The organism is Gloeotrichia echinulata CP02 (assembly GCA_038087035.1).
Lineage (GTDB): Bacteria > Cyanobacteriota > Cyanobacteriia > Cyanobacteriales > Nostocaceae > Gloeotrichia > Gloeotrichia echinulata.
Window position 1 is genome coordinate 2,227,298 of record CP051187.1, and the last position, 12,839, is coordinate 2,240,136.

Annotated in this window: 12 protein-coding genes and 2 pseudogenes; 9 read left to right on the forward strand and 5 right to left on the reverse strand. The window is 41.3% G+C overall.

The annotated features are described in order from the left end of the window. Positions 1-17 precede the first annotated feature (17 nt). Positions 18-311, reverse strand: coding sequence for a helix-turn-helix domain-containing protein (locus HEQ19_09775; GenBank protein ID WYL99766.1), 294 nt, complete (start codon positions 309-311; stop codon positions 18-20). Next, positions 308-658, reverse strand: coding sequence for a type II toxin-antitoxin system RelE/ParE family toxin (locus HEQ19_09780; protein WYL99767.1), 351 nt, complete (start codon positions 656-658; stop codon positions 308-310). Before HEQ19_09780 ends, HEQ19_09775 begins: the two co-directional genes overlap by 4 nt. 233 nt (positions 659-891) lie before the next feature. Between HEQ19_09780 and HEQ19_30820 the strand changes: the two genes are divergently transcribed. Together HEQ19_30820 and HEQ19_09790 are read left to right on the forward strand one after the other, a co-directional pair. Further along, the gene (locus HEQ19_30820; GenBank protein ID WZI67161.1) at positions 892-1,155 is read left to right on the forward strand and encodes a hypothetical protein; all 264 of its coding nucleotides are present in this window, start codon (positions 892-894) and stop codon (positions 1,153-1,155) included. 57 nt (positions 1,156-1,212) lie between these two features. Then, positions 1,213-1,806 (forward strand): hypothetical protein, encoded by a 594-nt coding sequence (locus HEQ19_09790; GenBank protein ID WYL99768.1) that lies wholly within the window; start codon positions 1,213-1,215, stop codon positions 1,804-1,806. An 86-nt stretch (positions 1,807-1,892) separates the two neighbouring features. Here HEQ19_09790 and HEQ19_09795 read toward each other — a convergent pair whose 3' ends face one another. Together HEQ19_09795 and HEQ19_09800 are read right to left on the reverse strand one after the other, a co-directional pair. Continuing rightward, the gene (locus tag HEQ19_09795; GenBank protein WYL99769.1) at positions 1,893-2,915 is read right to left on the reverse strand and encodes a tetratricopeptide repeat protein; all 1,023 of its coding nucleotides are present in this window, start codon (positions 2,913-2,915) and stop codon (positions 1,893-1,895) included. A 212-nt stretch (positions 2,916-3,127) separates the two neighbouring features. Further along, a complete protein-coding gene (locus HEQ19_09800; protein WYL99770.1) occupies positions 3,128-3,835 on the reverse strand; it encodes an ROK family protein in 708 nt (235 codons plus the stop codon). 244 nt (positions 3,836-4,079) lie between these two features. Here HEQ19_09800 and HEQ19_09805 point away from each other — a divergent pair, with 244 nt between their 5' ends. The 6 genes and pseudogenes from HEQ19_09805 to HEQ19_09830 all read left to right on the forward strand — a co-directional run bounded on the left by HEQ19_09805 (position 4,080) and on the right by HEQ19_09830 (position 9,800). Then, positions 4,080-4,589: a 2TM domain-containing protein gene (locus tag HEQ19_09805; GenBank protein WYL99771.1), complete on the forward strand. Its 510-nt coding sequence runs from the start codon at positions 4,080-4,082 to the stop codon at positions 4,587-4,589. Positions 4,590-4,884: 295 nt separating this feature from the next. After that, positions 4,885-5,649, forward strand: a complete 765-nt coding sequence (locus HEQ19_09810; GenBank protein ID WYM03333.2) for a phytanoyl-CoA dioxygenase family protein — start codon at positions 4,885-4,887, stop codon at positions 5,647-5,649. A gap of 969 nt (positions 5,650-6,618) precedes the next feature. Next, positions 6,619-7,119, forward strand: a complete 501-nt coding sequence (locus HEQ19_09815; GenBank protein ID WYL99772.1) for a DUF2231 domain-containing protein — start codon at positions 6,619-6,621, stop codon at positions 7,117-7,119. Continuing rightward, on the forward strand, positions 7,116-7,721 hold the full coding sequence (locus tag HEQ19_09820) for a DUF2231 domain-containing protein (GenBank protein WYL99773.1): 606 nt from the start codon (positions 7,116-7,118) through the stop codon (positions 7,719-7,721). The genes HEQ19_09815 and HEQ19_09820 overlap by 4 nt, the downstream gene beginning before the upstream one ends. Before the next feature lie 210 nt (positions 7,722-7,931). Next, positions 7,932-8,849: a cytochrome c oxidase subunit II gene (locus tag HEQ19_09825; protein ID WYL99774.1), complete on the forward strand. Its 918-nt coding sequence runs from the start codon at positions 7,932-7,934 to the stop codon at positions 8,847-8,849. A 6-nt stretch (positions 8,850-8,855) separates the two neighbouring features. Continuing rightward, positions 8,856-9,800: pseudogene (locus tag HEQ19_09830) on the forward strand (cbb3-type cytochrome c oxidase subunit I). A gap of 524 nt (positions 9,801-10,324) precedes the next feature. Here HEQ19_09830 and HEQ19_09835 read toward each other — a convergent pair. Beyond that, positions 10,325-11,737 (reverse strand): site-specific integrase, encoded by a 1,413-nt coding sequence (locus HEQ19_09835; protein WYL99775.1) that lies wholly within the window; start codon positions 11,735-11,737, stop codon positions 10,325-10,327. A 110-nt stretch (positions 11,738-11,847) separates the two neighbouring features. On the opposite strand from HEQ19_09835, the pseudogene HEQ19_09840 reads away from it, so the two are divergent. Continuing rightward, positions 11,848-12,603, forward strand: a pseudogene (locus tag HEQ19_09840) (cbb3-type cytochrome c oxidase subunit I). The last annotated feature ends 236 nt before the right edge of the window (positions 12,604-12,839 follow it).

Genomic DNA, 12,839 nt, shown 5'->3' on the forward strand with positions numbered 1-12,839 from the left:
CTATGGTATTGCCCAAATTAACTCGCGTCCAATAATTCAAAATGGATTCGCTTACCAACCGCTCTAGCAGCTCGATCTATCGTATCTAATGTTACGGATACATTATCCGGATCTAGAAGCCTATCGAGAGATGATCTGCTTGTCTTCATTTCTTCTGCCATAGCCTTCTTGGTGAGATTCTTTTGGTCCATAGCCTGTTTAATCTGCCAAGCGATAACTCTCTTAATAGCAATTAAGTTAACTTCATCAAGTATACCGTCTTCTTCTAGAAGGGCATCGAGAGAAGAGCCGATATATGGATTGTTGCTCATCCTTTACTCTCCAAAATTTGTTTTCGATCCAAGGCTAAGTTCAACTCTTTTTTTGGAGTTTTCTGAGTTTTTTTGATAAATCCGTGGAGCAAAACCATTCTGCCTTCATAAATGCAGAAAAGAACACGGGCTATTCTACCTTGTGGTAGACTTGTACGAACTTCAAATAACCCACCACCCATAGGGCGACAAGTCGGCATTCCAATAGGCCAGCCAAACTCTACTGTTTTGATATCAGCACCAATTAGATATCGATCCTCTCGCTCTAAATCCTTCAACCAATCACGGACTGGCTCAGTACCATTTTCGTTTTTATAGAAGTCTGCAGGAACTCGTTTATCTGTCATTTAAATCAAATCTAGTTAAAATGCACACTGATAAATAAAAGTACATTTCTGTAGCTTTTTAGATACCGTATACAATCATTAGATTTGATATTATATAGAGAGCGTACCTATTTTGGTACAATTCAATATATCACAATCAACTATACAAAGTCAACTCATTTAAGTTATCAACCGCTTGCATTTCCATATCTGTTGCTCATTTTGTCGTCCAATCTGGTATAATCACTCAATGATTGACCAGGAATACGCTACGCGATCGCCTATTCAAAGAACTACTCACCAACGTCTTAAGAGAATTCATCGAGGTATTTTTCCCCGATGTCAGCGCCGAATGGGAACGTGACTCTGTGGAATTTCTACCCCAAGAGGTATTTAGATATGTTGAAAGTCAGGAATGCAAAGAAGCCTACGCTCAGACTATCACCCCAGAGGCGATCGCGCCCACAACTAGAGCATCAAAATCTCTATTCCCCAGTCGCTTCTGGTTCCTATTTTGAAACCTGACTATTGCACTAAAATTTAAGTAAAACTCTTGTCAATAAGGGGATTGGGAAATGTCTTACAGTCAGTTTGATATTGAGGGAGTTAGAGTTAGCTTTGGCATCACCATTAGAGAAACAGTAGGTACATTTGCCGATATACCCGAGATTATTTATAGCAATTTACTAGCAGAAACCCTCCGATTCAATACACCAATAGCCTTAGCGATTAACTCTGAAAAATCCCGTTCTGAGATGATTATTACACCAATTTTGCTGGAATTGAAGCGACTACATCCTGACAAAGTGAGCTTATTTTCTGGCAAAGATTTTACTGTTGACGTAGAAAAAGGTCTCAATGGCTTTTGTGACTATCTGATCAGTCGTTCGCCAGAACAGTTAACCATAATGTCGCCAGTTATCGCCATAGTGGAGGCGAAAAACGAGAATATTGAGGCTGGTTTGGGACAGTGTATGGCAGAAATGATAGCAGCCCAAATTTTTAACAAGCAAAAAGGAAACGAATTTCCTCAAATATTGGGCGCTGTCACCACTGGAAGTAGTTGGAAATTTATGCGCTTGGAAGAGCAAACTATAGAAGTTGATTTGAACGAATATTTTTTGAACCAGATTGGTAAAATTCTCGGTATTCTGAGTTTGGGATTATAGAAATATGAAATCGCGTTTGTAGTAGCGCTTTAGAGCAATTAACTAAATCATTAAGCGCTGAAGCGCTACTACGAACTATGGACAAACTACAGAGAATTGATAAAATGCTGTACCTTTTCCAGAAGGGGCTGACATTCGATTTGTTGAGCTAATTCTTGGGCTTGTTGGTAGCAGGATAACGCCATTTTTTTGCGTTTCGTTGTAGCGTAAAGACACCCCATATTTAACAAAGTGGAAATTTCTTCCACACAATCGCCCAGTTTTCGATAAATCGCCACTGCTTGTTTGTAAGAGTTCAGTGCTTGTCGATGATTACCCAGGGTACTGTAGGTGAAACCAATATTGTTCAGGGTAGTTGCTTCGCCGGCGTGATCGTTTAATGCGCGACGTGTCAACAGAACTTGAGAGTAAAGCAATAGCGCTTGTTTTGGTTGTCCTAAGTCCGTTTTGACTGAGGCGATGTTGTTTAAGGTGGTTGCTTCGCCAACTAAATTCTTGAAAGCCCTTTGAATTGGTAGTGCTGCTTGCAGAAATTCTAGGGCTTTGTGATATTTACCTAAGGTGCTATAGGCAAAACCAATGCCATTTAGGGTTGTTGCTTCACCAGATAAATCTCCTAGTAATCGCCGCATGTCCAAAATTTGGTGTTGTAGCAACAGCGCTCGTTTTGGTTCTCCTAACCTAGTATAAATCAGTGCGACATCATTGAGTGTAGAAACCTCGCCTTGAGTGTCTTGCAATTTCCTGAAGATTTGCAGTGCTTTGTTAAAATACAGCAACGCTTGGGAAAATTTTCCTAGGCGACTGTAGGTAGAACCGAGATTGCTGAGTGCAGCTGCTTCTGCTTGGGATTTACCCAATTCTTGAGCAACTAAAAGCGCTTGATGAAAACATTCTAATGCTTTTAGAGGTTGGGAGCAACCAAGGTGAGCTAAACCGATATCGTTCAATGTATAACCTTCTCTGGCTCGATCTGGAATTTCTCTAGCTAACTGTAAATTTTGGCTGGCAAAATTGAGATATTCTTGAAATTTTCCCTGCTTATAATAGCTGCTTGCTTCATTACGTCGTTTTTCCCATTCTTTGACTTGATTGCAAGGTTGTAACATCTGACCTCGGTTGCTCCCAGATAAATAGGCAAGTAATTTTGGAGTGGAAACCTTTTGGGAATAAACCCCTCTTCGGTTTCCTGAATTGTTAACCATTATTCTCTACCTTTGGATATAAGACGTAAATAGGTAAGTTGTGGTAGATTGGCCGAACAAGCAAGTGATTACTATAGCTTCCAGTGAGATTTCTTGCCTAGATTCTTGGCTTAGTGCTAATTTCGCCACAAAGCAATACCACCCAATAAACCAGTGATATTAGGAATGAGTTTGACGTTTAACGGTAGCAGGAGATTTACCCTGACGGCTTCACCACCACCGATATAAAGGTAATCGTAATTGAACAAATCTTGTAAAGATACGATCGCCTTTTTTAACCGCTTATTCCATTTTTTATCACCAATTTCTTCTAAAGTCGCCCGTCCCAGTTGTTCTTCGTAAGTCTCTCCTTTGCGAAACTGATGATGACCCATTTCCATATTCGGCACTAGTTTACCATCGACAAATAAAGCCGAACCAAACCCTGTACCCAAGGTAATCACCAATTCCACACCTTTACCCGCAACTGCCCCAAAACCTTGCATGTCTGCATCATTAATTACCCGTACAGGCTTCTGCAAATGCTTTGACAATGTTGTTTCTAAGTCGAATCCAATCCAATCTCGATGTAAGTTGGCTGCTGTTTCTGTGACTCCACAACGCACCACACCAGGAAAACCTACCGAAACACGATGAAACTCACCTTGAGCGGCTGCTAAAACTACAATGGCATTAATTACGACCTCCGGTGTAGCGGGTTGGGGTGTATCTAAACGCGCCCTTTCCGTTACGGGATGGCCTGTGATATCCAATACCATAGCTTTGACACCACTACCGCCAATATCAACTGATAGGGTGCGAATCGATCCATTATCTTCCAGCATCGGGTTATGTCCTATTGACTGTTTTGTCTTTGGTTATTATCCTTTGTGGGTTCTAGGTCATCGCTAGATGTTTTGAGAGTCTTAACAACCCGGATGGGGGGGGAGGGGGAGGTGGGGCGACAAAGCAGTATCAAGATTTGTTAGGGTAGAGTTAATGGAAGCGTAAGGGTGTGGCTGGGTAAGATTGATCGTTGAGCGGTTGACAAGTTGTGATTAACAGTAATATATATATAAGAGAAAAATTATGTCGGCATCTGAACCTCAAAACATCCGTTCTTATAGCCAAGATGATGTACAGAAAATTCTCCAGATGGCGATCGCTCGTCAAAGTGACAACGCAGACAGAGAATTTTCTTATCAACAACTGTTAGAAATTGCCTCTGAGTTACAAATCTCCTCAGAATCTTTAAAACTTGCTGAAAATGACTGGCTAGCACAACAGAGTGAAGTGCAACAGCGAAAAGCTTTTGATATCTACCGCCGAAGCAAATTTAAGAAGCGTTTTGGCAATTATGCCATTATGAATACTTTTTTGGTACTGGTCGATTTAATTGGTGGTGGCGGTCTTGGTTGGTCGCTTTATATTTTACTATTTTCCGGCTTGGGAATTGGGCTGGATATTTGGAATACCTTTCAAACTCAAGGTGAAGACTACGAAATCGCTTTCCAGAAATGGAATCGCAAGCATCAAATTAAACAAACCATTAACACGGTTGTGAACTCAGTTGTGAGTAAGTGGTTCAAGGCGTTGTGAGGAAGATTGTCGTTCGGGGCGCAAAGCCTTACGCCCCGGAAGATCATCGAACAACGCCAAAAAGCGTGATTGTCCGTTATAAACTATATAATTACATCAACAACCCAGGCAAGATTGCGTAGATTTTGCCCAAAAACTAAAAATATCTAGGTTTAAAATCATTAGTGTCACATTTAAAGAATGGTGCGTGACGCCACAAGTCTTGTGACTACGTACAATATTTATCGCTGCGTCACGCACCCTACAATTATTATTGTGCCCGGAGAGTAGGTTCTAAAGCCTTATAAATCAATGGTTGCAAATTGCAAATTTTCAGCAAGCCACAATTATCATGACCGAGTTGGAACGTTACCTTTTTGACTTACAAGGATTCTTGATTATAGAGAATGCGCTCAACCAAGACCAGATTACAGCCATTCAAGCACTATTGGATCAGCAGATTCAGCAGCAAGAGGAACCAGAAGCACCATTTTTGCGCTTCAATGAACTGCTACCCTGGGGTCACGCTTTCCGAGATCTAATCGACAATCCCCAAATTACTCCCTATCTGTTTGATTTACTAGGAGAACAATTTCGCCTAGATCATGACTACGTTCACATCATTCGTCAAGGTTTAGGTCCGATTGGGGCTAATTTGCATGGTGGTGGAACTCCCTTCGATCCTTGCCAATATTATCTATTCCAGAATGGTAGGATGTACAACGGCTTGACTGTTGTCGCCTACGAACTAAACGATGTTCATCCTGGTGACGGGGGATTTGGTTGCATTCCTGGTAGCCACAAGAGTAATTTACCTTTACCTGCCCAATGGCGCAACCTGGAATTTCCTCAAGACTGTGTAAAGAAAATAACTGTCAAGGCGGGAAGTGCGATTATATTTACAGAGGCTTTAACCCACGGTACCCTTCCCTGGCGGGGGAAACAAGAACGCCGGACTCTGTTTTACAAATATTCTCCCCACCCATCTGCCTGGGCAAGGAACTCCTATAATGTTGAAGATTATCCCGAATTAACACCATCTCAACGGCAAATTCTCAAAAAGCCTGGTGTTTATCCTTAGTTACAGCAATTTTCACGCAATAACCACATATCCTCTCCGGGGCGCAAGGCCTTGCGCCCCGAAGGACAATAGTCCTCACATAGCCGATAAAATGGGTCTTACCGCCTATTCGGGATTGGTATCCTTGAGGACGAGGAGGTATGAGAAAGCTGCATTAATTTATGATCCTGGAGTGACAGCCAGAGGAGAAGTGATTGGCATTTTGCAAAACGTATCGCTAACTCTCAACATCTCCGCTAGTGCCTTTACATTCGTTTAAAAGCATCTTGAACAGAAACATTTTTGGTGTTGCTGATTGAACGTGACAATTACATTTTTAATACTGCAACATTAGCAATATTAGTAGACCGAAAAATTTTACAGAATAGGACTTATGTACCAGTTGCGTAAGTCCTGCTATTTTTCCAAAAATGGGGACGCACTAAATAAACAAGAAACGCTCTCTGCTATAGCCGTGACTTCTAATCACTAGGCAATTTTGCAACAGATTTTTGTCGCCGAGATTACCAATCAATAAATTATAAATGTATAACAATTGACATTTAAATATTTGTCAAAGCCCTATACATTAATAAATCGCTAAAACCGCTACATTTGAAAAATTATTTTTTGTTTAAAAAAAACAGCAAAAAAACATAGATATTGCTGTTTTGACAAATAACAAAACTTTACTTAAAGTGAAAAACAGGTTTATTTAATCTAACAGACAACAGCGATTGGCTTTGGATCAATTAATCATCGCTGTTTCAAAATATCGGCATGAGGATAATGTATTGACACCAACACTACTTACTTAAAATGAAGCAAAATTTCCGAGTCTGGCTACCATAAAGCCGAAACTTTAACAACCGGATATCGCTACATATATAAGAATATATTCCGGTTATATGTGGATGCTTATAGTGATTTGAGTGGGTGTCAATCATTAAAGTTTGGTTGAGGTACATTAGATATGCCTAGGAGAATAACGTGCTTGAGTATCTTACAAATTTGAACGACCACAATTTACCGTATCCAGATACGATGCATCCCATTGTGGTTCACTTCGTAATTGCGATGGTTTTGTTTGCTTTTTTTTGCGATGTAGTTGGCTATTTTACCCGGAACCCCCGACTGTTTGAGGTGAGTTGGTGGAATATGTGTATCGCTACAGTTGCTATCTTTGTCGCCATCATTTTTGGACAATTTGAAGCGGGATTAGCACAACCTTATGACGTAGCTAAATCAGCGCTGAATGTACATACACTGATTGGCTGGTCTCTATCAGGAATCATCGCGGCGATTACAGCCTGGCGCTTTGTAATTCGTACCCGTAACCCACAGAAAATATCGATTTATTATCTGGGTGCAGGGCTAATATTGACCGTGATAGTAGGAGTGCAAGTATATCTCGGTGATCAACTTGTATGGGTATATGGCTTGCACACAGTGCCAGTTGTTGAAGCAATCAAGGATGGTCTTTTACCATGAACTCAGAACTAATTGAACAATTAAGTACACAACTGGGCGCTAACGGACTACCTTACAGTATTCCCCTTCATCCCAATTTAGTCCATCTCACCTTGGGTCTATTCATCATTGGAGTTACCTTTGATATTATTGGTGTATTTTTCCCCTTGGAAAAATGGGCTTTCAAATTTTTCGCAATTTCTGTTGAACGTGCCAACTTTTTTGATGTTGGTTGGTACAACATGGTCGCTGCATCTATCATCACCTTTTTTACAGTAGCGGCTGGCTTTTACGAAATGCTATTAGCAAGACCATCAGCTGATGTGAAAAGTGCCTGGGGATTGCACGCAATGGACACGATGATTTGGCATGGTGTCGGTGGTGTTTTCTTATTAGCTGTAATTGTGGGTATGACTGTTTGGAGAGGATTTCAGCGCTACATTTGGTGCAAATACGAAGACAGACAAGTGCAGTGGCGTTATCTAGTTTTTGGCGTAACAGTCATGTTGATCATGTATGTCCACGGCACTTTGGGGGCGCACCTGGCTGCAGAGTTTGGGGTACACAATACAGCTGATAGTTTACTGCGATTAGGCGAAGACCTCAATGCTGTATTGAAGTAATTCATATTAGTCATTTGTTATTAGTCATTTGTCATTAGTCATTTGTCATTTGTCAAAAGACCCTTGACCCTTGACCCTTGACCCTTGACCCTTGACCCTTGACCCTTGACCCTTGACCCTTGACACTTGACACTTGACCCTTGACCCTTGACCCTTGACGTTTGACCTTGACCCTTGACCCATGATCCATGACCCTTGACTTTTGTGACCATGAAAAATTTCAAGATTTTGACGTTAATTGTGGCGGCCTTGTCCGTGACTAGTATCAGTCTCTGGATTGGAAAGCAGGCTTATTTTTGGCTTCCCCCAGCAGCAGCGGCTGAATCCCGATTGATTGATGATTTGATTAGCTTTTTGGTAACGCTGGGTGCGTTCATCTTCCTGGGAGTGACAGGAACTTTGATGTATTCCGTGCTTTTCCATCGTGCGGCTAAAAATGACCTGAGCGATGGTCCAGCGATTGAGGGTAATTTGACTTTAGAAGTTGTCTGGACAGTAATCCCGATTCTTTTAGTCTTTTGGATTGCCGGTTACAGCTATCAAGTTTACAATCAGATGGGTATTCAGGGGCCGATGGAGGTTGTACACCTACATAATCCGATGAGGATGAAATCGGCCTATGCAGCATCAAAAGACTCAGAAATTAACGCCTCAGTGCAAACAGTGGAAAAAATTGATGTCCTAGCCAAGCAGTGGGCTTGGGTGTTCCACTACCCTGAGAAAAATGTTACGACTACCGAACTTCATCTACCAAGCGATCGCCGAGTGCGTTTAGCTTTGCAATCAGAAGATGTTCTCCACGGCTTCTATATTCCCGCTTTCCGGTTGAAGCAAGACATTATTCCTAACCAAACTCTTGACTTTGAATTCACTCCCATTCGCCCTGGTAAATACCGCCTCACCGATTCTCAATATAGCGGTACTTACTTTGCAACTATGCAGGCGGATGTAGTGGTCGAATCTCCCGAAGATTACCAAAAATGGCTGGAAAAAACAGCCACCCACAAGCTGGCTCCAGCCAAAAATCAGGCAGTTATTGAGTATGCTCAAGTAACCAGTGAATCAGTGAAAAATGGTTGGGTAACAGTGGCACCAGCAGCACCACCTCTAGTCAATTCTCCCAATTAAAGGAAAATGACCAATATTCCCCTCGAAGGCTTGAATATCCCTGGTGAAAAATCTCACCACGAACCTCCACAAGGCTGGAAGCAATACTTCAGCTTTAGCACAGACCATAAGGTTATTGGTATCCAATACCTTGTCACCTCCTTTGTTTTCTTTCTTGTCGGCGGTATCTTTGCGATGGTGATTCGGGGAGAACTAATTACACCCGAATCTGATGTTATAGATCGCACCGTCTATAACGGTATGTTCACCATGCACGGCACCGTCATGCTATTTTTGTGGACATTCCCGTCGCTGGTTGGTTTTGCTAACTATCTAGTACCCTTGATGATTGGGGCGCGAGATATGGCGTTTCCCCGCCTCAACGCCGTCGCCTTTTGGATGGTGCCGGTGGTGGGAATTCTGCTGATGGGCAGCTTTTTAGCTCCCGGTGGACCTGCACAAGCTGGCTGGTGGTCTTACCCACCTGTCAGTATCCAAAATCCCAGCGGGCACTTAATTAATGGTCAAGTAATCTGGTTGCTAGCGGTGGCAATATCAGGCGTCTCCTCAATTATGGGGGCTGTTAATTTTGTCACCACTATTGTGAAGATGCGGGCCCCAGGCATGAGCTTCTTTCGGATGCCTCTGTTTGTCTGGGCAGTATTTAGCGCCCAAATTATCCAACTGTTTGGACTACCTGCACTGACAGCAGGCGCGGTAATGCTGCTACTTGACCTCACCGCAGGTACCGCCTTTTTTGACCCCAGCAAGGGTGGTAATCCTGTTCTGTTCCAGCATTACTTCTGGTTCTACTCCCACCCCGCCGTTTACGTGATTATTCTGCCGATTTTCGGGATTTTCTCCGAAATATTCCCAGTTTATGCCCGTAAACCGTTGTTTGGCTATAAGGTAGTTGCCATCTCATCCCTGTTAATTGCGGTAGTCAGCGGTATTGTCTGGGTACACCATATAAATTTGTTAGTAGTTTCAACGGTTTATAAATAAGCTGTTTCCGGTGCAGTTATACTAAATTGCTTAAATTTGGGTTAATCGTTTCTGTCTCAGGGCTGAGATCTCTAGCGATATATCAGCATTTTTAGGATTTTGTGCAGCGTTTTTGTAATATCAGTAACATTTTGTAGTGCTTGTTTTTCGCTTATTAAATATCAATACAGTTCAGTTAAGGAAAATTGTCGTAGGGGCACGGCATGAATAAAATTGTCATTAAAAGAAAAAATTTTGGATGTTCCCTGCAGTGTATATCATTCGAGCCTAACTGAACTGTATTGTATTAAATATAGGACTTACGCAACTGTCATATTTTCACGACTTATACCATTTCACCAAAACTCTGATACATATATATTTCCCGTAAGGGCACGGCATTGCCGTGCCCCTACCAACGTATTTGTATCATACTTAAAGTGAAACGGTATTACAGCAATTTTCACGCAATAACCACAGATCTTCGTAGGGGCGCAAGGCCTTGCGCCCCCTCAGCTATTTACTGATTGCCTTAATTTTTCATTTTCTAATTGCAGCAATTGTATTTCTAATTTCAATCTGTAATTTTCGGCTCTGAGGGTCTCTAAATCAGATTTTTTACTAAGTGCTTCGTTGATGGCTTTTTTGCGATTATCTAGTCCAAAATATTTTTGATAAACTTTAGTATGCATTTCTACAGAATGCCCTAAATTATCAGCCGCCGCTTTGATTGGTATTCCCATTAAATGCGCCCGGATTGCCCAAGCGTGTCGTAAATCGTAGGGAGTGAAGGGTATTTGCACTTTGTCATCAAACCACGAGGCATTATGTTGTACTACATAGCTGCAATCTTTAAATGATGTAAAATTTGAGATTTTTTCTCCCAACATTTCTATGCATAGTTGATTTTTTAAATCAAATAAATCAACCCATTCAGGATATAATGGTAAAGTTTCTCTAGCTCCTGTCTTACATTTTTCGCTAACCTTCCAAGTCAGATCTTTATTGTCTGGACTTAACCACCAATTTATATCTGGTTCTAAAATAATTTCTCTCGGTCTTAACCCATAGGTCGCCATCATCCCATACATCCATCTCCAAAAAAGCCAATTATTTTCAAAACCACTTCTACGTCTACTAGGTGTCCCATAAGCGTATTTTTCATATTCATGAAAGTATTTAATGATGTCTGGGTCGGTAGGAATATTTCTGGCTTTCGGCTGAGGTTGTTTCTTAAATACTGATAAATCAATGTTGATATTAAAACAGCGAGCTAAGACGTTGAGAATTTTAAACAATTGCCATCTTTGTGATTCACTAGAACATTTTAAAATTTCTGCCTTTAAAGCATCTGATATCATCGGGCAATCTAAGCTAATATGTTGTTGAATTCTCGACTCATACTGATAATAGGTATGTTCACTTTTTATTGTTCTCTTTCTAGTTTTAAAATACTCTTGCTCAAAAGTTTCTAAAGCTGTTTTGATTGTTAAAACCTGTTTGGGAATTGAGGCTTGTTTACCTAAATATTTATCTGTCCATGTAAATTGTTTCCGAGCTATTAATTTACCAAGTTCATAAGCCTCCTCTTCTGCAGTTTTGAGTCCATCGAGATTTGCGGGAATACCCAAAGATATTTTGTACTGTTTAGTTCTTGTACCTTTAGTATCAGTATCATCGGGCTTGATTGGTAAAGTCGCCTGTAGCTGGATACTTCCTTTATCGCAACATAAGCCTACCTTGATTTTAGCGGATTTAAGCCTGGCTTTAGCTTGTTCAAATTCATCATCAAATTTCTCATTTAAATAACTAGCGATCGCTCGCTTTTGATATGCAATACCCATATAACTCCCATCGGTTGTAGCTGGAGGTTCAAAATCTGCGAATAATTCGCTGGCGTTCTGATGTAATTCAGTTGTTGACATTTTCTTAAATTTTGCTTACTTTTAGGGTTCAAAATGCACATTGTCCAGAATGAGCAATGTCTCTTAGACAACTGAATAGTGCATTTACTCATCATACTATTGCTGAGTTTCACCATATGTATGTCAGCGGTACTCCTGGCTGGATGCGGTTGATTTTCATGTTGACGACAATGTGCGTTTCCGTTCCCACTGGTATTAAAGTATTCGCCTGGGTCGCAACGATTTGGGGCGGTAAGCTACGGCTGAATACACCAATGTTGTTTGCTCTTGGTGGATTGGTAATGTTTGTGTTTGCCGGTATCACAGGCATTATGCTTTCCTCCGTACCAGTTGATGTTCACGTCAACAATACTTACTTTGTCGTTGGTCACTTTCACTACGTTTTATTTGGTACCGTGACGATGGGCTTGTATGCAGCCTTTTACCACTGGTTCCCGAAAATGACCGGGCGAATGTATTACGAAGGTTGGGGTAAATTACACTTTTGGTTAACATTTATCGGTACTAACATCAACTTTTTACCGATGCATCCATTAGGATTGCAAGGGATGTTACGCCGCGTTTCTTCCTACGCCCCAGAGTATGAATTCTGGAATATTATTGCTAGCCTTGGCGGATTTCTGTTAGGAATGTCTACCTTACCCTTCATTTTCAATATGGTAGTTTCCTGGATGCAAGGCGAGAAAGCACCTGATAATCCTTGGCGGGCGATTGGGTTAGAGTGGTTAATTGCTTCTCCACCTCCAGTAGAGAACTTTGAAGAACTTCCCATTGTCCTCAGTGAACCCTACGGCTACGGTAAATCAGAACCATTAGTAGCTAACGCCGACAGTCTCAAACATTCATCTACTAACGTAAGTTGCTAGTTATATGAAGTAGGGTGCCCCAGAAACCGAAAATTAGTCATCTTCGTTGAAAATTAACCTGTCTGAAGCACCCTACAGACTAACAAGATTGATCAAATTCGTAGTCGGGACTTTAGAGAATTTCAATTAAAAAATCTCCAATTTGTGGGGTGTGTTAGTATCAGTAATCTCTTGTTATTTCCAAGTTTTTCGCTGCTGACGCACCCTACGAACTTAGTCCTGATTTTTGCAGCACT